Origin of the sequence: Leptospira johnsonii (assembly GCF_003112675.1) — a bacterium.
GTDB lineage: Bacteria > Spirochaetota > Leptospiria > Leptospirales > Leptospiraceae > Leptospira_B > Leptospira_B johnsonii.
Genome location: NZ_BFAY01000005.1, coordinates 1 through 20600, shown reverse-complemented (window position 1 = coordinate 20600; position 20600 = coordinate 1). Strand labels below are relative to the sequence as shown.

17 protein-coding genes are annotated in these 20600 nt (G+C 40.6%); 13 read left to right on the top strand and 4 right to left on the bottom strand.

All coding sequences use genetic code 11. The features are described from left to right. Positions 1-3: 3 nt before the first annotated feature. The 13 genes from cobI to LPTSP_RS01295 all read left to right on the top strand — a co-directional run bounded on the left by cobI (position 4) and on the right by LPTSP_RS01295 (position 14690). Positions 4-771 carry a precorrin-2 C(20)-methyltransferase gene (gene cobI, locus LPTSP_RS01355; protein WP_108927061.1) on the top strand — a complete coding sequence of 256 codons (768 nt, stop codon included), beginning with the start codon at positions 4-6 and terminating at the stop codon, positions 769-771. Then, a complete protein-coding gene (locus LPTSP_RS01350; RefSeq protein ID WP_108927060.1) occupies positions 758-1912 on the top strand; it encodes a cobalt-precorrin 5A hydrolase in 1155 nt (384 codons plus the stop codon). Before cobI ends, LPTSP_RS01350 begins: the two co-directional genes overlap by 14 nt. After that, a complete protein-coding gene (gene cobJ / locus LPTSP_RS01345) occupies positions 1909-3372 on the top strand; it encodes a precorrin-3B C(17)-methyltransferase (protein WP_108927059.1) in 1464 nt (487 codons plus the stop codon). Before LPTSP_RS01350 ends, cobJ begins: the two co-directional genes overlap by 4 nt. Before the next feature lie 10 nt (positions 3373-3382). Further along, complete coding sequence (gene cobM / locus LPTSP_RS01340) at positions 3383-4165, top strand: precorrin-4 C(11)-methyltransferase (RefSeq protein ID WP_108927058.1); 783 nt, start codon at positions 3383-3385, stop codon at positions 4163-4165. Beyond that, a complete protein-coding gene (gene cobO / locus LPTSP_RS01335) occupies positions 4162-4695 on the top strand; it encodes a cob(I)yrinic acid a,c-diamide adenosyltransferase (RefSeq protein ID WP_108927057.1) in 534 nt (177 codons plus the stop codon). Before cobM ends, cobO begins: the two co-directional genes overlap by 4 nt. 6 nt (positions 4696-4701) lie before the next feature. Beyond that, positions 4702-6081, top strand: coding sequence for a cobyrinic acid a,c-diamide synthase CobB (locus tag LPTSP_RS01330; protein ID WP_108927056.1), 1380 nt, complete (start codon positions 4702-4704; stop codon positions 6079-6081). Next, a complete protein-coding gene (locus LPTSP_RS01325; RefSeq protein WP_108927055.1) occupies positions 6078-6782 on the top strand; it encodes an adenosylcobinamide amidohydrolase in 705 nt (234 codons plus the stop codon). The genes LPTSP_RS01330 and LPTSP_RS01325 overlap by 4 nt, the downstream gene beginning before the upstream one ends. Then, positions 6779-7408 (top strand): histidine phosphatase family protein, encoded by a 630-nt coding sequence (locus LPTSP_RS01320; protein WP_245915439.1) that lies wholly within the window; start codon positions 6779-6781, stop codon positions 7406-7408. The genes LPTSP_RS01325 and LPTSP_RS01320 overlap by 4 nt, the downstream gene beginning before the upstream one ends. Further along, the gene (gene cobU / locus LPTSP_RS01315) at positions 7396-7950 is read left to right on the top strand and encodes a bifunctional adenosylcobinamide kinase/adenosylcobinamide-phosphate guanylyltransferase (protein WP_108927053.1); all 555 of its coding nucleotides are present in this window, start codon (positions 7396-7398) and stop codon (positions 7948-7950) included. The genes LPTSP_RS01320 and cobU overlap by 13 nt, the downstream gene beginning before the upstream one ends. Next, positions 7947-10547, top strand: a complete 2601-nt coding sequence (locus tag LPTSP_RS01310) for a cobyric acid synthase (protein WP_108927052.1) — start codon at positions 7947-7949, stop codon at positions 10545-10547. Before cobU ends, LPTSP_RS01310 begins: the two co-directional genes overlap by 4 nt. Further along, positions 10544-11509: an adenosylcobinamide-phosphate synthase CbiB gene (cbiB, locus tag LPTSP_RS01305; protein ID WP_108927051.1), complete on the top strand. Its 966-nt coding sequence runs from the start codon at positions 10544-10546 to the stop codon at positions 11507-11509. The genes LPTSP_RS01310 and cbiB overlap by 4 nt, the downstream gene beginning before the upstream one ends. A gap of 15 nt (positions 11510-11524) precedes the next feature. Further along, positions 11525-12100, top strand: coding sequence for a histidine phosphatase family protein (locus LPTSP_RS01300; RefSeq protein WP_108927050.1), 576 nt, complete (start codon positions 11525-11527; stop codon positions 12098-12100). A 439-nt stretch (positions 12101-12539) separates the two neighbouring features. Further along, on the top strand, positions 12540-14690 hold the full coding sequence (locus tag LPTSP_RS01295) for a TonB-dependent receptor (RefSeq protein ID WP_108927049.1): 2151 nt from the start codon (positions 12540-12542) through the stop codon (positions 14688-14690). A 4-nt stretch (positions 14691-14694) separates the two neighbouring features. Here the strand turns inward: LPTSP_RS01295 and LPTSP_RS01290 are convergent, their stop codons facing one another. The 4 genes from LPTSP_RS01290 to LPTSP_RS01275 form a co-directional block, all read right to left on the bottom strand. After that, positions 14695-15456: a response regulator gene (locus LPTSP_RS01290; protein ID WP_108927048.1), complete on the bottom strand. Its 762-nt coding sequence runs from the start codon at positions 15454-15456 to the stop codon at positions 14695-14697. Positions 15457-15516: 60 nt separating this feature from the next. Next, complete coding sequence (locus LPTSP_RS01285; RefSeq protein WP_108927047.1) at positions 15517-15996, bottom strand: response regulator; 480 nt, start codon at positions 15994-15996, stop codon at positions 15517-15519. Continuing rightward, entirely contained in the window at positions 15993-17156 is a 1164-nt protein-coding gene (locus tag LPTSP_RS01280; RefSeq protein ID WP_108927458.1) for a sensor histidine kinase, read from the bottom strand. Before LPTSP_RS01280 ends, LPTSP_RS01285 begins: the two co-directional genes overlap by 4 nt. A 14-nt stretch (positions 17157-17170) precedes the next feature. Beyond that, positions 17171-20600 (bottom strand): response regulator (locus LPTSP_RS01275; RefSeq protein ID WP_108927046.1); only part of this gene is annotated, 3430 nt, incomplete at its 5' end.

Here is a 20600-nt window from a genome sequence, read left to right as displayed (position 1 = left end):
TTTATGAATGTAAAAACAAAATACGGAAAACTATACGGGGTCGGTGTGGGTCCTGGCGCAACCGATCTAATCACCCTCAGAGCTGTCCACGTTCTGAACTCTGTTCCTGTTCTCGCCATTCCCAAAAGTAGTGAATCGCTTCCTTCTTTTTCTTGGAGAGTATGCTCTCCTGTTGTTCAAGAAAATGAAACACAAGAGAAATTATTCTTACATTTCCCTATGACCAAAGATCCGAATATCTTAGTCCCAGCTTGGGATAAGGCATTCAAAGAAATAGGCCTAAGATTGGAAAAAGGTTTGGATGTTGCTTTCATCACACAAGGAGATCCTTCTGTGTACAGCTCCTGGAGTTATTTATTGGAAGAAGCTCCCGAAAGATGGCCAGGCATCGAAATTGAAATTGTTCCGGCAGTGTCTTCCATTACCGCAATACCTGCAAGTCTACTCACTCCTCTCGCAGACGGTAGAGAAAGATTTTGTGTCCTTCCTGCAACCTACGGGTTGGAAGATCTAGAAAAGCTCATCCAAGATTTTGATACGATCGTTCTGACCAAGGTAGGACAGGTAGTTCCTGAATTGATAAGAATATTAAAAGAGCAGAATATGTTAGAAAATGCAACTTACGTTTCTTATGGAACCACAGACCGTCAGAGGATCGTAAAAAATATAGAGTCCATCAAGAACGAAACCTGCGATTACTTTTCCATGGTTGTCATTTCTATCCGTAGACGAAAAGGCGTACTAAGAGGTATTTCTGATGATTCAGAGTAGAAAACCTTACGCAATTTATGTAATCACCAAGCATGGTTTAAAGACAGGGAAAGAATTATTTCATTCCTTAAAAGAAGCGGATCTATTTGTTTCTCCTAAATTCATTTCGGAAGCTCCGAAAGACTCTAAACTTTTAACTCTTCCAATGGAACCAACATTGAGAGAAACTTTTATGGAGTACGATTGCCATATTTTTGTGATCAGCGTAGGCGCTGTTGTCCGAATGATCTCCTCTCTTTTGGTCAGTAAAAAAACGGACCCCGCAGTTCTTTGTATAGATGACCAAGCAAAGTTCACTATCTGCGTTTTATCAGGTCATGTTGGAAGAGGGAACTTTTTTACTCAGAAAATTTCTGATCTCTTAGAAAACATTCCGGTGATCACGACCGCTTCCGATGTTTCAGGAACTTTGACCGTGGATATTTTAGGAAGAGAACTGGGTTGGACACTTGAGGATCAGGACAGGAATGTAACCCGGGCCTGCGCTGCAGTAGTAAATGAAACTAAGGTTTTATTCGTACAAGAGACGGGTGAACCAAATTTTTGGCCCTTGGAAAAAGATCTCCCCAAGGGTGTAGAATACTCTATTAGTTTAGAGAATACGAATCCCAAAGATTATGAAATTCTATTAATTGTAAGCGATCGAACAGATATCAAAGCAGAAACTCCGGAAATATATTCAAATTCAGTGATATACAGACCCAAATCCTTGGTATTAGGCTTAGGATGCGATAAGGGAATTCCCACAGAAGTGGTTGAGAACGGGATTACAAAGGTATTAAAAGAATATAATCTATCTTTTGAAAGTATAAAGGCAATTGCAAGTGTCGATGCAAAGAAGGAAGAACCTGCATTTTTAGAAATTTCCGAGAAATATGGCTGGGAATTTATAACCTTCCCCGCTGAAAAACTGGACCAAGTGGAGGGAATTTCAGAAATTTCTAAAGCGGCTTCCGAATATGTGGGAACTCGTTCCGTAAGCGAAGCTGCGTCCCTTCTTCTTTCCGGTTCAGAAAAATTACTCGTAACAAAACAGAAATACAAAGAAACGGATGTCGGAAAAAATCTAACCGTCGCTATCTCAAGGATCAAATTTGCGAGCAGGTCAGAAAGCCCCATAGAACGTTTGGAGACAGTATGAACGAAACTCCAAAAGGGAAATTGAATATTGTAGGGATAGGACCGGGAAATGATTCTCATATCACCCCTGCCGCGTTATCTGCCATCAAAGAAGCAGATTCTATAATAGGATACACTACCTATATCAATTTAGTAAAACATCATCTAAATGGAAAACAAGTAACCCGCACAGGAATGACAGAAGAGATCACTCGTGCCCAAACTGCAGTCGAGTCTGCGAAGTCAGGACAGACAGTGACATTGATCTCCTCGGGAGACGCAGGCGTTTATGGAATGGCAGGTCTCGTTTTTGAAGTTTTAAGAAATACAGGTTGGAAAAAGGGAGATTCTCCTGAGATAAAAATGATCCCAGGAATTAGCGCAGACAGCTCATGCGGTTCTCTTGTAGGAGCTCCCATGGTTCACGATTCCGCCAGGATCTCCCTCTCCGACCTTTTGACTCCTTGGACTGTTATCGAAAATCGGATCGAGTCCGCAGCCAAAGGAGACTTTGTGATCAATCTCTACAATCCTGCCTCTGGTAGACGACAAAGACAAATTGTAGAAGCTGCTCGTATCATAAAAAAATACAGACCTGGAACAACCCCGGTCGCACTCGTAAAGAGCGCATATCGCAGACAAGAGAATATTCAATTTTCCGATCTAGATCATTTTTTGGAATTCGAGATCGGAATGAATACAACAGTTATCATCGGATCTTCGCAGTCCTTTGTCTATGAAGGTTTCTTTGTGACTCCCAGAGGCTACGGAAACAAATATTCTTTAGAAGACGGATCATTAAAACCCGGACAAAATAGAGCAGTTTCCTTAAGAACGGAAAACGATTTGGCAAGCAGGATCGAAAAAGGATCCGCTTCTCCAAATCTAAATATCACTAAAATACAAGGTGCATTCGTAAAAACTAGCACCACCATTTTCGAACGAGAAAAAGAAGAAGTAATCGAACCCCAAGATTCTTCCGTATCCACCGCATTAAAGGCATTACAATTTTTAGAAGTTTCTCCTAAGAAAAAGGAATCACAGATCTTAGAATTAAGATCCGAAGAGAAAATCCAGTATTTAGGACGTTTAGGCGGAGCGATTCTTTATAAAAATGATGAGAATTACTATTTAATCGGAAAATTAAAACGACCTACCGAGCTTGAAACATTCGGATTTTCTAATTCGATCGAGCAAGACCGAAAATGGATAGAACTGAAAATTAGAGACCAGGAAATCGTTTCCCAAATCCATTTCGACGTTTTGATCTCTTTTCCTTCGGAAACTTCGCCTGAAGAAGTTTACGAGCTATTCTCCATCTATAGAAATTCATCCGTCAGCGAAAGACTTTGGAACTACGTTTTAGATAATAGCAAAAAAATTCTCTGGGAAAATAGGAAATATACGGATGCAAGATGGTTGGGACATTCTCCCAAACAAGTTTGGTCCACCTTCAGGGATAATATTTTAAAATGCGATTGAGAGTATTATTATGAAAGTTTATATCATTGGCGCAGGACCAGGAGATCCGGATCTGATCACAATCAAAGGTGCAAGACTCGTGGAAACCTGCCCTATTGTTCTTTATACAGGGTCCCTTGTTCCACAAAGAGTAATAGAGAGGGCAAATCCGGCTGCAACAGTATTAGATTCTTCTAAAATGACTTTAGAAGATATAATTTCCATCTTAGAAGATGCCAAGAAGAAGGACCTGGATGTTGCAAGAGTCCATACGGGAGATCCATCCATATTCGGCTCCACAGCAGAGCAGATGAGAAAAATGGATGAGCTGAGAATCCCATATGAGATCGTTCCGGGAGTTTCTTCTTTTACCGCTGCGGCTGCAATGTTAGGAAAGGAACTCACTCTCCCGGAAGTGTCTCAATCCGTGGTCATTACTCGCGCAGAAGGAAGAACTCCTATGCCGGAAAAAGAAAAGCTGGAAACATTTGCATCGACTGGAGCAACTTTAGTATTCTTTTTAAGTGTTTTACATATTCGTAAAATTACAGAAGAACTGATCCCTCACTATGGTAAGGACTGTCCTGTCTCGGTCGTTCAAAAGGCCACTTGGCCGGAACAAAAGATAGTTACTGGGACCTTAGAAAACATAGTATCTAAGGTAAAAGAAGAAAAGATCACAGCCACAGCGATCATCTTCGTGGGTAAAGTATTGGACTGCCATGATTTTGCTGACTCCAGACTCTATGCTTCCGACTTCTCCCATAAATTCAGAAAAGCCAACAAGAAGCAGATCGTTTCGGAAACCACATGAATTCTTCCACTGATAAAAAAGGACTGATTTTAGTATTTACTGGTCCTGGAAAAGGGAAAACCACTGCTGCGCTCGGAATTCTATTCAGAGCATTAGGAAGAGGAATGAAATGTGGTGTTGTTCAATTTTTAAAGGGAAAATGGGAAACAGGCGAAAGAAAATTTGCAAAAACTATTGCCGATCTGGACTTCCACGTAATGGGACTCGGCTTCACCTGGGAAAGCGATGACCTAGATCGCGACAAAAAGGCCGCCAGATCTGCGTGGGAAAAATCTTGCGATATGATATTTTCAGAAAATTATAAAATACTTATATTTGATGAGATAACATACGCTTTTCATTATGGATGGCTTACTCCTGAAGAAGTCTTTGAGGTTCTATCCAAAAAACCAAACGATCTGCATATCATACTTACGGGTAGAAATTGTCCGAGTCTTTTAACCGATATGGCGGACCTAGTTAGCCAAATCGAATCTCCCAAACATCCTTATAAAAACGGGATCCCAGCACAGATTGGGATAGACTATTAAAAAATTATGATACAAGAGATCAAAATACCAAGAATACTTATTTCCGGAACAGGAAGTGGAACCGGAAAGACCACATTTACAATAGCGCTGACCAAGGCACTACAATCCAGAGGTCTAAAAGTTTCTGTATTCAAATGTGGACCTGATTATTTGGATCCAGGTTATCATTCATTCGTTACCGGAAAAACATGCCAAAATCTGGACGGCTGGTTAATGGGAAAAGATTCCGTAATTTCCAGTTTTGTAGGAGCGAGCCAAGGATCAGACATTTCCATCATAGAAGGAGTGATGGGATTATTCGATGGCCATTCTCCTAATTCGGAAGCAGGCTCCACTGCAGAAATTGCAAAATGGCTACAAGTCCCTACCGTTGTATTGATCGATGCGTCAGGAATGGCTGGGACTTTTTCTGCGATTGCGTCAGGTATCAAAAATCATGATTCTGAAGTTCCTATCCAAGGTTTTATCGCTAATTTTTTAGGAAGTAAGAGTCATCTTTCCATTATAGAAACTGCAAGTATTCCGTTGCCAATTTTAGGAGGATTTCCTAAGTCTTATGAGCATTCCTTCCCGGAAAGACATTTAGGACTTCATTCAGCCGGCCCTGATATCTTAACGGAAGAAAAACTTTCTTTCTGGAAAGATCTAGCTAAAGAATGGCTGGATATAGAAAAAATCCTGGAGATCTCTAACTCCGCAGCTCCGATCTTCTCGGAAGGACTAACTGAAATCCAAACTAAAACCGCTGATTGCAAAATTGGAATAGCATTCGATGAAGCATTTCATTTCTATTATGAAGATAATTTCAAAAAATTACGGGAGAATGGAGCAGAACTGATTTTCTTCTCCCCCCTAAGAGATACCAAACTTCCGGAAGTAGATGGATTATACTTTGGGGGAGGATATCCGGAGTTATTCGCAGATAGTTTAGCAAAAAATAAAATTCTTATAGAAGATATCAAAAATTTTGCAAATTCAGAAAAGCCAATATATGCGGAATGCGGAGGATTGATGTATCTTTCTTCCGAGATCCAAAACATAGAAGGCCAAAGTTTTCCTATGGTAGGTCTGATCCCAGGCAAGGCGATCATGGGCCCTAAGCTCAAAAGTTTAGGGTATGTAGAAGCCTATACGGAAAAAAGGACCATCTTGGGAGAGGCTGGGATTCGTTTCAGAGGGCACCAATTCAGATACTCCGATCTCATCTTAGAAAATGATGATGAGTCGATATTCTCCTATCATATCAGAAAACGTAAGTCAGATCAAACTACTAGAGAAGGTTATACTGTCTCTAATGTTTTGGCGAGTTATGTACATGCGCACTGGGCTTCCAATCCTGAAATTCCAAAAAACTTTCTAGCCTCTTGCAGGAGATTTAAAGTTTGAGCTTCTTTACGACAGATCAAATCGGAGTTTCCGAAACTTGGTTGGAACTCCAACTTTCGAGACCCCACTCTTCCTTAAGCTGGGCAGTAGTGGGAGGAGGATACTTAACCACAAATAAAGTATATTGGTTAAAAGTTTCGAATACAGATCTAAGTCCCGAAATTATTCCGGAAGAATATTATAGAAATCGATTGGTAGATAAAGGAGAAAAAGAAGAAGTTTTGGGCTTTATGACAAGTGCTTCTCTCTTGGATCATTCCGTAGTAGAAAAAAGTTTGAATGGTTTACATGTTAGGTCCATTGCAACAGTAGGTTTAGGAAATGCTGTTAGAGTCGGAGATACACCCAAACTAAATAAAAAAATAGGGACAATCAACTTACTCGTCCAAACTTCAGAAGCACTTACCTTCTCCGCAAGTATAGAAGCGATCTCCATAGCGTCCGAGGCAAGGACCCTAGCAGTTTTAGAATCCGAGATCCATATACAAAACAAAAACAATTTAGCGACCGGTACTGGAACAGATTGTATCGGCGTCATCTCTCCTACTGGACCCAATGGGATAGATTACGCAGGGAAACATACGATCTTCGGTCATCTAATTGGAGCAACCTCTTACAAAGCCGTCGCTCAAGGTATCCTCAAATGGAAAAGAGCAAGAAATCTCTTGTTTCCGGAATATTCAAGGTCTGTTCATATATGAAAAAATCTTTATGTTTATTCAGACACCCAAGTATTCCTTCGGAATATGGAGGTAGATATTTGGGGCGAAAAGAAGTTTCTCTTTCAAAGGAAGGGATCAAAGAAATACAAATAATTGAAGGAAAAATCCGAGAGAAATTTCTAAAAGGAAAAGTATATATAAGTCCTTCAAAACAATGTAGAGAAACCTTCGACGCATTAAGATTTCCTAAAGAAATACAACCGGAATTCAGAGAAGAACTACAGGAACTAGATTTCGGAGAATGGGAAGGCAGATCCTTCTCGGAACTTGCGGAAGCAAATTTAGAAAGTTTAAAAAAATTCGCGGACTTCTCCCCTTCTTTCCAACTTCCGAAAGGAGAAAGTTTAAATGACTTCCAAACAAGAGCCGAAGTATTCAAAGATCATATTCTATCAACTTCAGATCATTCCGTCTTCATTCTAAGCCATGGAGGAATTCTATCCCTTCTACTTTGTTCTTTTTTAAGTCTTCCATATTCATTTTATACAAAATTCAAAATAGCTCCTTCTACTCTTATTTACTTAGATATATTCAAAAATGGGCAAGCAGTTCTAACTGACATGATCAGGACATCTTCTTTAAGGAGATCAGAATGGCCGGGATAGTTTTGATCACTGGCGGATGTAGAAGCGGAAAAAGTAGATTTGCATTAGAAAAAGCAAATTCTATAGAAGGAAAAAAATTCTTTCTTGCCACCTGTCCCCGTGTAGACTCAGAAATGGAAGAAAGGATACAAAGGCACCAACGAGAAAGAATCAACTGGGATACAATCGAAGAAGAAACGGAACTTTCTTCCGTATTCGATAGTATTCCTTCAGACTCTGTGGTTCTATTAGATTGCCTAAGCCTTTGGATCAATAATTTGATGTACCATGCAAACGGAAAAAACCTTTATTTGACCGAAGAGCAGATCAAAGACACTTGCACCAAACTTGGACAGCATATCTTGGATTCACAAACGAAGAGTGTATTTATAGTCACAAACGAAGTCGGGATGGGCCTTGTCCCGGAAACCAAGGAAGGTCGACAATACCGAGATCTATTAGGAATTTGTAATCAAACCTTTTCCTCTTTAGCAAATGAAGTGTATTTTTTAGTTAGCGGGATCCCTATCCGGATCAAACCTTCTTTGGATATTAGTTTATGAAATCGGAGAATATAATATCACACGGAGGAAATCTACTCAAGATGGCAACTATTGCCGGAGTAAATCCTTCTGGAATTTTGGATTTTTCTTCCAACCTAAATCCTTTAGGTTTCCCAGACTGGGTCCGTCCATTGATCAATTCAAGGATCAGTGATCTAATACATTATCCAGATCCGAACTACACAGGGGCCAGAATCTCTTTAGAAAAATATTGGAATATTCCAAAGGATGAAATTGTTTTTGGGAATGGCGCCTCCGAACTCATTCATATTCTTCCGAAGATCAAAAAATTCGATCTGGCAGTAATAGCCCAACCTTCTTATATAGATTATCAAAAAAGTATCGAATTAACCGGACTACAAATCCAGGAAATCCACCTTCAAAAAGAATCGAATTTTGAATTGAACTACGAGGAACTGGCAGAGATTCTCAAAAAGAATCTTGGAAAACAAATCTTAGTTCTATTAGGACATCCAAATAATCCCACTGGAAAACTATTAGATAGAAAAAAGATACTAAATATTTCTTCAGAATATAAAAATTCGTTTTTCGTAATAGATGAATCTTTTATAGACTTTTGCCCAGGCGACTTTTCATTTCGAAATTATAGATCAGAAAACCTGTCAGTTCTCTGGTCCTTGACAAAAATTTTAGCTCTTCCAGGACTTAGAATAGGACTTTTATTAGCGGATCCCAAGATCGCGTCCAAAGTTTCGGAAATTCTTCCCACCTGGTCCCTAAATAGTTTAAGTGCGGCGATTATAGAAAAATTCGGAGAAGACCAGGGGTTTTTATTTAAGACCAAAGAAAAAATTACAGAATGGAAAAATGGTTTTAAGAAAGAATTAGAAGATCTGGGAGTTTTTCAGATTTATAATACGAATGCGAATTTCATACTACTCGAATTTTTAGATCAAAAGTATAACAGTTCGGAATTCGAGTATCTTCTTCTTAAGGACTTTAAAATCGGGATTCGAAACTGCAAAAATTTTAAAGGATTAGAAAATAATTATATAAGAATTGCTGTTAAAACTCCGGAAGAAAACGAAAAACTCATACAATCCTTTCATTCCGTATTTAAAAAAGATCCAAAACCTTCTAAGATAAAACGAGCAAAGCCCGCGTTGATGCTCCAAGGCACTGCGTCCAATGTTGGAAAGAGTATATTAACCACTGCGTTCTGCCGAATCTTTACCCAAGACGGCTTCAAGGTAGCTCCGTTTAAATCCCAAAACATGGCATTGAACTCTTTCGTGACCTACGAAGGTGCGGAAATAGGAAGGGCACAAGCGCTGCAAGCACAGGCTTGCAAGATCAGAGCAGACTATAGAATGAACCCTATTCTTCTCAAACCTTCTAGCGAAAAAGATTCCCAAGTCATCTTAAATGGAAAGCCGGTAGAAGCGATGGATTTCCGGGACTATATGAAATTCAAATTGAGCGCTTTCGACGAGGTCAAAAAATCATACGACTCACTTTCGGAAGAATTCGATATGGTTATTTTAGAAGGAGCAGGTGGAGTTTCCGAAGTCAACTTAAAAGACAGAGATATAGTAAATATGAGAATGGCAGAATATGCCAAGTCAAAAGTATTACTAGTCGGCAATATAGATCACGGAGGAGTATTCGGATCTTTTGTTGGAGCCATGGAAACCATGTCGGAATGGGAAAGAAGACTAGTTTCCGGTTTTCTAATTAACCGTTTCAGAGGAATAAAGAGCCTACTTGATCCCGGGATCAGATATTTAGAAGAAACCACTCGCAAAAGTGTATTCGGTATTGTTCCCTTTCTCAACGACCTAAGGCTTCCTGAAGAAGATTCTTTGGAATTCAAATCAGGAAGTTTGAGCGATACTTCCCCCTTGGGAGACAGGATAGATATTGTTCTAATAGATACACCTAGGATTTCCAACCATACGGATCTGGATTCTCTTAGAATAGAACCGGATGTAAGAGTAAGGATCGCTCATAGAAAGGAAGAAATTGGAAATCCGGATGTTTTAATCTTACCCGGAAGCAAAAATGTGATCACGGACCTGAATTATCTGAAAGAATCAGGGATCTCGGAAACTATTTTAAATTTTCATAAAGAAGGAAAAACGGAAATTATAGGAATCTGCGGAGGTTACCAAATGTTGGGAGAATCCGTTCATGATCCTTTTCAGATAGAAAGTAATTTAGGTTCTGCGGAAGGCTTAAGTCTGATCGGTGTAAAAACAGTATTAGAAAAAGAGAAATTGCTAAAACAAACGGAAGGCACCCATCTACTATCCGGAAAAAAAGTATCCGGCTATGAAATACATCACGGAAATACTAAAGAGAGTCATGCAAAATCCGTATTCCAAAATATTTCCGGCGAAAGTTTAGGCCACCAAGGGATCTCGGATAGAGTTTGGGGAACCTATTTACACGGAGTATTCGACGAAGACGAGTTCAGGAGATGGTTCTTAGATAAGATCAGGCTCAAAAAAGGAATGAGACCCTTGGGTAAAATACAGGCTAAATACGAATTGGAAACCAATTTAGATCGTTTAGCGGATGAGGTCAGAAACTCGGTGAATATGTCAGAAATTTATAGGATCTTAGGATTGAAATGAACTCAATCTGGATCCTTCCCGCTTCTTTACTGCTTGATCTGGGCTTTGGAGATCCGCAAGGTTTTCCGCATCCGGTTAGATTGATCGGAAAACTTGCAAGATATATGGAGAAGTCCACAAGGAAACACTTCTCTTCCGAAAGATTTGCAGGCATTATCACTGCATTTTCCATATATTCTATTTCCTTTATATTCCCTTGGATGATCATAAAATTGTCACAGCACCTTCATCCATTTTTGGGAGAATTAGCATCCACATTTTTCATTTACACAAGTATCGCGTTAAAAGATCTATTAGATCATAGTAAGGATGTGTATTCTGCACTTCACGAAAATGATCTGGAAAAAGCCAGAATCATGGTGGGAAAGATCGTAGGTAGAGATACTGCGAATTTAGGAGAGCCTGAGATAGTCAGAGCCGGTCTGGAAAGTGTGGGAGAAAGTTTAGTGGATGGGGTCACTGCCCCGCTCTTTTTTGCAGCCCTGGGAGGGCCAACACTTGCGATGCTCTATCGTTCTATTAATACTTTGGATTCACTCTTTGGTTATAAAAACAGCACCTATCTGAAATTCGGTTGGGCTTCCGCCAGAATGGATGATCTGGCAAATTATATTCCGGCGAGATTGACTGCTCCTTTACTTTGTGTTTCTTCCGCTATTTTAGGTTTCTATCCCATAAGATCTTTTAAAATAATGATCCGAGACGGCAGAAAGCATCCAAGTCCCAATTCAGGACTTTGTGAATCGGCTTTAGCAGGTGCCTTAAAAATCCAATTAGGGGGACGGAATTATTACTCGGGAATTCCAAGCGAGAAACCAAAATTAGGCGATCCAGATCGAAAATTGGCCCCAAATCTGATCTTAGATGCGAATAAAATTATATTCTTAACCTCCATTCTTTCCTCCGTTCTATTTTTAGGCCTGGGACAGGTCGTCCATTTGATGTTTGGGACCTTCTTCTAATCTCATATTTATTCTATGAAAAAAGAAGAATATCAACTTTTTCTAATTCGACATGGTGAGACAGAATGGAACAGAGAGAGAAGATTACAAGGACAGACAGACACTTCCCTTTCCGAATATGGGAAAGAACAGGCTTCCAAGTTGGCAATTAAACTGAAGGATACTGGAATAGAACTTATCTTAAGTAGCGACTTAAAAAGAGCAAAAGAAACGTCGGAGCAGATCTCTCACAAGTTAGGAACAGAGATTATTTATCATCCAGGATTAAGGGAAATCCAATTAGGAGAAGCACAGGGAATCTTAGAATCAGAGTTGTCTAACACATTCGGAGAAGAATCCTATTTCGCTTGGAAAAGCCCGGAACGGATCCACGATCAATTTCGATTTCCAGGAGGAGAAAGTAAATCAGAAGCGGAGTCAAGGATCATCGAGACTATATTATATTTATTGAAAATGTATGGCAAAAAAAATATTGCTGTTTGCAGCCACGGATTTGTTCTTTCTAGATTTTATGAGCGCTTTTCTTTGAAAGAATTTCCTCATTCTAAACTCAAAAACTGCGAGGTATTGGAATTATTTCTTTCGTTGTAGATTCGGAAAAAAATTTATACGAGTGTAAGAATAATTAGAACGACCTTTTTTAAAACTGATAAAACTTTTTTCATTGAACAAATCATATCGATTCAAAAGATCGTCTTAACTTTCAGGATGAAGTTGGGTGTAATTCCCACGCTGACCCGCAACTGTGATCGGAAGTTTGATCAGAAAGATATTATCTTTCTGCTTTTATTCCGCAAGCCAGATCTCCCTGCAGACTATAACCTCGAGGTTAGGTAGGTTTGCATTCTCGCCAAGCACGTCCGTGCATCGCGAAGGGCCCCGGAAGTTACAAATCGGGGCTCCGGGACCAGGATAAATCCTTAATTTTGTACATTAAAGAATTCATATATTCTTATTTTTACTTAAATTAAACTAACACATATTAGTTTATCCCTGTTTCGGAAGTTTTCCAAAGAAAACGGACGAAAACATGAAGCAAAACATTCTTTGGATTGCCGCTCTAGGCATATCCTTATCGTACTTTGTTTGTGCGACCTTCTTTCCTATATATTCCCAAGATCAGGAAGCAAAACCGACTAACGGAAACGGAAGGACGGAAGCGGAAAAATTGGAGCTCAGAAAAAAGATCTCCGAATACAAACCGGATGCGATCGTGATCAGAGACAGAAGATCCAACTTGATAGGCATAGCTTCTTCCGCAAGTGAAGGTGTAGTGGGTTCCGATCAGATCAAAACAAGACCTATCATGAGGCAGGGGGAAGTTGCAGAGTTGATCCCAGGTGTGATCGTAACCCAACATAGCGGTGGAGGAAAAGCTAACCAATTCTTTCTAAGAGGTTTTAACTTGGATCACGGAACGGATCTCGCTTCCAATGTGGAGGGAATGCCTGTTAATAACGTTAGTCACGCTCATGGGCAAGGTTATACAGATCTAAACTTCCTTATCCCGGAACTTGTGGAACAAATGCAATACAAGAAGGGTGTCTACTACGCCGACCAAGGGGATTTTGCTTCCGCAGGCGCATTCAATATTTCTTATTTTAAAAGTCTGGCAAAAGGAATTGCTAATGTAGAAGGCGGGACATTGGGTTATGCACGAGCTCTGATCGCGAAATCCCATAAACTAGGCCCAGGAGATCTTTTATATGCATTCGAGGTATCTCATAACGACGGTCCTTGGGTGATTTCGGATAACTTTCGAAGAGTGAATGGGGTTACAAGTTATTCCGTAGGAGATAAACAGAAAGGGTTCAGTATCAGTCTTATGGGTTACAGAGGAAGTTGGCATTCAACAGGACAGGCACCTAAGAGAGCCCTTAGGATGGGTGATTCCTGGTTGGATCCCGATTCAGGTTTAAGTAGATTCGAAAGTGTGGATCATAACGATGGTGGATGGTCCAATAGGGCCAGTATTAATTTAGAAGCTCATCGTTTAGAAAAGGGATACGAGGCAAAAACACAATTTTACGGAATATATTACGATTTACGATTATTCGCCAACTTCACTTATTATTTGGACGATCACGAAAGAGGAGACCAACATGAACAAGCAGATCGTAGAACGATCGCAGGCAGTAAATCCAGTTATAAGGATATCAGCGAATTTTTGGGGATCCGTATGGAGAACACGATCGGACTTCAGATCAGAAGGGATTATATCCAGAATGGTCTTTTTCATACTGAGAAAAGGGCCAGATTGGAAACTCTAAGAGAAGATGGGATCATACAGCTCAGTTCCGGGATATATTATGAAAACAAGATACAATGGTCTAAAAAATTCAGGACGGTGCTTGGACTGAGAGGAGATTATTATAAATTCAACGTAGACGATTGGGGCACTAAGGAAAGAGCGGAAAGAAACACAAGCATCTACAGTCCCAAAGGAAGCATCATCATAGGACCTTGGTTTAAGACGGAATTTTATATAAGCGGTGGATACGGATTCCACAGCAACGATGCAAGAGGAGTGGTCCAAAAAACGGACCCTGCTGATCCATTAGTCCAAACAAGAGGTGGAGAAGTTGGACTCAGAACCGAACCAATCCACGGTTGGCAATCGACATTCTCCGTTTGGCAACTGGATATGAATTCCGAACTCTTGTTTACGGGAGACAACGGAACTACCGAAGCGAGTAGACCCAGCACTCGCAAAGGATTCGAATGGGCCAATTATTATTCTTATAATTCTTGGCTCATGATAGACGCGGACTTCGCCACTTCCAGATCCAGGTTCAGGGATGAGGATCCTTCCGGGAATTATATCCCTGGATCCATCCGTCATACATTAGCATCGGGGATTACTTTAAAAAATCCTGATGGCTTTTTCGGGACTCTTAGGGTGAGATATTTCGGAAATCGTTCTTTGATCGAAGACAATACAGTCCGCTCCCCTGCAACCACTACTGTGAATTTTCAGTTCGGAAGAAACTTCGGAGAAGATCTAAGTATCGTTTTCGAAGTATTCAATTTACTGAATGCTCATGTAAGTGATATAGATTATTATTATGCTTCCAGATTAAAGAATGAACCGGTCGGCCCGAATGATGGAGGATACAATGACATACATACCCATCCCGCTCAACCTAGATCGATACGATTTTCAATGAGAACTTCTTTTTAAGGATCTATTTTTTTACGTAATCTCTTATTACCAAAATACGATCTACATCGACTTCCTTACTTTTAGGAACGGACTTAGTAAATGTAAACACCTCTGTGCTCAGTCCGTTCTTAGAAAGTAAGAGTCCGTGAGAGGGAACCGACTCGAGAGGGATTTTTTCCGCAAAATGATTCTCCAACTCGAAGTTTTCCATATCCGGAAGATTTTTCATACTCAGCACGTCACCGAGAGGTTTTCCGATAGCGTCCGACTCCAACCAACCAGTCAGCTTCTCCGCGGATAAATTCATAAAGGAGATCTGTCCCTTCGAATCGAAAGCGATCACCCCTTCCTGCATACTTCGAAGCTCGGCGGAAACCAGTCTCGCCTTTTCCATCAATTCCTTTTCTACCTGGTGTTTGTAAAGGATGAGTTCGATCACTATCTGCAATTCTCTGGTTTGAAAAGGTTTCAGAATATACGCATTAGGTTCGGTCAATTTCGCTCTAGTTAATGTCTGGGAGTCGGAAGAGGCAGTAATATAAACAATAGGAACGTCCAAAAACTTTCTGATCCTTTTGGCAGCATCTATTCCATCCAAATATCCATTTGCCAGAACTATATCGATCAGTATCAGATCAGGCTGGAGTGCTATTGCCTGTTTTACAGCAGTCTCACCTGTGCTAGCAATGCTAGGTTCCGGATACCCCATCCTTACTAGTCGATGTCGGATATCCTGGGCAACAAGTCCCTCGTCCTCTACAATCAAAATCCTAGTATCCTTCATTTCATCTCCGAAAATATTTCAACTTTATAAAATTCAAATATCATTGTATCTCAAATTAGATCAAACGCCCGCTTCTTCCGAAGAATTTTTGATAAGATCCTTCACGCCATGCAAGATTGCAGACATATTCCTTCTTTCTCTTTTTCTTTTTTTATCCAGTCCATGTTTGTTCAAAGCGATCTCTATCGCTATCTGCAATTCCTTGGTCTGAAAAGGTTTTAATAGATATCCATACGGCCTTGTGGGCTTACTACGAAGAAGAGTAGACTCGTCCGCGTAAGCGGTTAGATAGATCACTGGCAGATCCATCTTATCCAAAATTTCCTGGACTGTCTCTATCCCGTCGTAATTTCCTCTGGATAACATTATATCCATGAGTAGAAGGTCCGGTTTATCTAAATAAACTTTTTTTAACGCTTCATTCCCTGTAGAAGCGATAGTTACGAAATCATAACCTAGATCAGACAATTTGCTAAGTATATCCTTGGCTACGATACTCTCGTCTTCTACGATCAGTATTTTTGCTTCGCTGGAGATCATTTTCGGACTCGGCTCCTTTCTCGAAAGACTAAGGTGAACTTAGTCCCCTTGCTCCGATCCAAGATCAAACTTCCGTCTATTTGATGGGTCAAAGTATTGACTAATTGTAAACCCAAAGAATCCGTTTGTCGATAGTCAATTTCTTCCGGAAAACCTACCCCATCATCTTCTACGGTCAAAGAATACTCATCATATTTAGATATAATAGAGATTTGGATCGTCCCCTCATCTCGATCTTTAAATCCGTATTTCAGCGAATTGGTGACTAACTCCGTTACTATCAATCCACAATGGATCGCTGTATCCAACGTTAGATGAACCGATTCTGCATGTATTTCGAATCGTATCCTGGAATTTACCCTATAGGTCCTCAGAAGATTGGTCACCAAACTGTTCAGATATTCCTGGAAGTCGGTATGTGCCAGATCCTCATTTTGATATAACAGCTCATGGATCAGAGCTATGGATTTGATCCTGGATTGGCAGTCTTGGAACATTTCCAGAGACTTACGATCCGTTATATAGTTTCCTTGTAAACTTAGGATACTGGAAACAATCTGAAGATTGTTCTTAACTCTATGATGGATCTCTCTGAGTAGAACTTCCTTTTCCTTTAAGGAAGCGGTCAATGCTTCTTCCGCTCTTTTTCGTTCCGCTATCTCAGTCAGCAACTCGTTGTTTACTCTATGCAGCTCGAAAGTCCTTTCTTCTACACGGACCTCCAGCTCGTCATGACTTTGCCTTAAAAGTTCTTCTTGGATCCTTAATATTTTGTTTTTCTTATGTAGATCTACGAATACGGCAGCCTTGGATCTCAATATTTCTGGCGCAGTAGGTTTTACTAAGAAGTCCACTGCCCCTAAAGAATATCCTTTGAACATTCCAGTTTCGTTATTTGCATAAGCGGTGAGAAAGATGATCGGGATCTTAGCACATTTTTCTCTCTGTCGGATCAATGCCGCAGCTTCGAAGCCGTCCATTCCTGGCATTCTCACGTCCATGAAGATCAATGCGACTTCTTCCGGTTCGTCCAAAAGCGCTTTCAATGCAGCTTCTCCAGAGCTCGCCTTGATCAAATTCATTTCAGGGCTCTTAAGAATATGCTCCATTACCTGTAGATTATCCGCATGGTCATCTACGAGTAAGATACTTACTTTCATTGGCTGTTCCATATCTACCTGCATAATAATACCCGAAGCAGAGAAAGCAAATGGTCCACACTTACCGGTTTAGTAATATATTCGGTCGCACCGGCTTCTATACATTTTTCTCGATCTCCTTTCATCGCTTTTGCTGTAAGCGCTAAAATAGGGAGATTTACAAATTCAGCTTTGGATCGGATCACTTTCATTGCCTCGTATCCGTCCATATCCGGCATCATCACGTCCATAAGAACGATTTCTATGTCCGGATTTTTCTCTAAAATTTGAATTCCATCTAATGCATTCTCCGCATAATGTATTTGCATCTTATGTAATTCTAACATACTCGTTAACGCGAATATGTTCCGAACATCGTCATCTACGATCAAAACCTTATGCCCTTCGAGAGAATATGTGTCTCCCGATTTGGAAATAGATTCAGGTTCATGCAGATGGATCTTGATCTCTTCTAATGACGTTCCGTAAGAATTTACGAATTTCAGAATATTCGAACCGTTAAAGGATTGAAGCTTTTGAAAACTTTCCGAGCCATTCTTTTCGTCTGAATAGTATAGTATTAACGTTCTTTCCGGATCCAATAGACTAATTTTGGAAATCAGATCCGAAACGGACATATCCTTAAGTTCGTTCCCAATCAGGATACAATCCGGGATCTCTTTTTGCAGAATGTCCAGAAGTTCCTGACCGGACTCAATACTCTTCAGAACAAGATCCTTACTAGTAAGTTTCTCCTTTAGAAATTCGGAATATTCTTTCTCTATTCCACAAACATAAATCGTTTTGTCAGTTTTATGCAAATAGGTTTTGATCTTCTCGAATGCCTCGTTCAAGGATTCTATTCCTACAGGCTTTCTTAAATGAGAAATTGCTCCGATCTCTAAACTTCTTCTCCAATCGTTTTCTCCGGAAAGGACATGGACCGGAATTTGTCTCAATTTTGGATTTCGTTTCAACCAATTCAGGATTAAACTTCCATCCATATCCGAGAGTTGGACGTCCAACAAGACAGCATTAAAAGAAGATTCTTGTAATACTGAAATTCCGCTTTTTCCGTCTAAGGCAACCGTTCCCTTGAACCCATTACTTTTTGCGATCTCTAATAGGGATTTCGCGAATGTTTCATCTTCTTCTATGATCAAAACCTTCTCTTTAGATTCGTTTTGGGTTTCATCCTCTAAAACTCTTCTAGTGGCCTTGATCTTACTTCTTACGTAGGAATCGCTGGAACCCGAAGAATCATTGTCCGAATTCTCAGACCATTTGATCGAATCCGGCTCGATAGGATTTTCCTCCACTTGGATATAGTCCATTGGAAGGTATAAGGTGAACTTACTTCCTACTTCCGGCTCACTTTCCAGTTTTAATTCTCCGCCTAAAATACGAGTGATCTCTTTGCTGATGGACAGTCCTAGTCCTGTCCCTCCATACTTCCGACTAGTACTACCGTCTGCTTGTCGGAATGCTTCAAAGATCAGGCCCTGCTTTTCAAGAGAGATACCGATACCAGTGTCTATCACAGAAAACGCGATCACTCCGCCAGCTTGGTTCAGGATCCTATGATCCTTACTCCAGCCTGAAGGAGAAGATTCTATTCTCAGTTTTACCCCACCTTTATGAGTAAATTTGAATGCGTTGGAGAGAAGGTTTTGGAGGATCTGTTGTAACCTCTGCAAATCTGTGGTGATCCTGGAAGGAAGTTCAGGATCTATTTCCACTTGGAATTTTAGATCCTTATTCCTTGCAGTTTCCCTAAAGGAACGATCCAAATAGCCCCCTAATTCCTCGATAGAAACCGAATCCAGATCCACACTCATCTTACCGGATTCAATTTTAGAAAGATCTAATATATCATTGATCAACTGCAATAGATCGTTTCCGGAACTATGGATCGTTTTAGCGTATTCCGTCTGTTTTTCAGACAGGTTCTTACTCTCGTTATCATACAATAACCTGGAGAGGATCAGCATATTGTTCAAAGGAGTCCTTAACTCATGAGACATGTTCGCTAAGAACTCGGATTTGTATCTGGAGGTAAGTGCAAGCTGTCTTGCCTTTTCTTCCAAGGAATGTCTGGCTTGTTCAACTTCCCTGTTTTTTCTTTCTACCTCGCTGTTCTTTTTGGCGAGTAGTCTTGCTTTTTCTTCTAATTCTTCGTTCTTTTCCTGCAACTCCTCCCTTTGGTCCTTGAGCATATCCTCGGAAGCCTTCAGCGATTTGGCCTGTTCTTCCAAACGTTGGTTGGTGCTGGTCAATTCTTCTTGGCGTCCTTGCAACTCTTCCGTCAGAGTTTGAGATTGGATCAGAAGTTCTTCCGTTCTCATACCTGCTGCGATCGTGTTCAATACGATCCCGATACTTTCCGTCAACTGATCCAAGAAGTTCAAATGGATAGGAGTGAAGTTGGAGAAGGACGCAAGCTCTATCACAGCTTTCACTTCTCCTTCGAATAACACCGGTAAGACGACTATATTGATAGGAGGAGCTTCTCCTAAAGCCGAATTGATCATGATATAGCTGGAAGGTACCTGAGTAACGAGTATCCTTTCTTTTTCTAGGAAACATTGGCCGATCAGGCCTTCTCCTGGATAAAAACGATTCGATACATTCTTCCTTTCTTGGTAGGCATAACTTACGAGCAGTTTGAGCACCGGACCTTCTTCCACGTTTTCGGTAATGAAAAATGCTCCATGTTGTGCGGAAACAAGCGGCGCAAGCTCGGAAAGGATCAGTTTACTTACGTTGACTAAATTCCTTTGTCCTTGTAATAATCTTGTGAATTTAGCAAGGTTTGTTTTTAACCAGTCTTGCTCCGTATTGATCCGAGTGGTTTCCCTCAAGTTTCGGATCATTTCGTTGATGTTATCGGATAATGCTGCCACCTCTCCTGCCGCCTGGATAGTTACAGTTCGAGAGAGATCACCCTTGGTCACACCAGTTGCCACTTCCGCGATCGCTCTTACCTGAGTGGTAAGGTTAGAAGCAAGCTGGTTTACGTTATCCGTAAGGTTTCTCCAAAGACCTGCGGCTCCAGGAACACTTGCCTGTCCTCCTAATCTTCCTTCGATACCCACTTCTTTTGCAACCGTGGTTACCTGGTCTCCGAATAATCCCAAGGTATCGATCATGTCGTTTATCGTATCCGAGAGTTCTGCAATCTCTCCCTTTGCTTCCAAATATAACTTTTTCTTTAAGTCCCCGTTTGCTACTGAGGTCACCACTTTTGCAATGCCCCTTACCTGAGTGGTAAGGTTATTCGCCATGAAGTTCACACTATCTGTAAGATCTTTCCAGATACCTGCAACCCCTTGCACATTTGCCTGTCCGCCCAGTTTCCCTTCTGTACCTACCTCTCTTGCTACCCGGGTTACCTCGGAAGCAAATGAGTTCAACTGGTCCACCATCGTGTTGATAGTGTCTTTCAGCTCGAGGATCTCTCCCTTA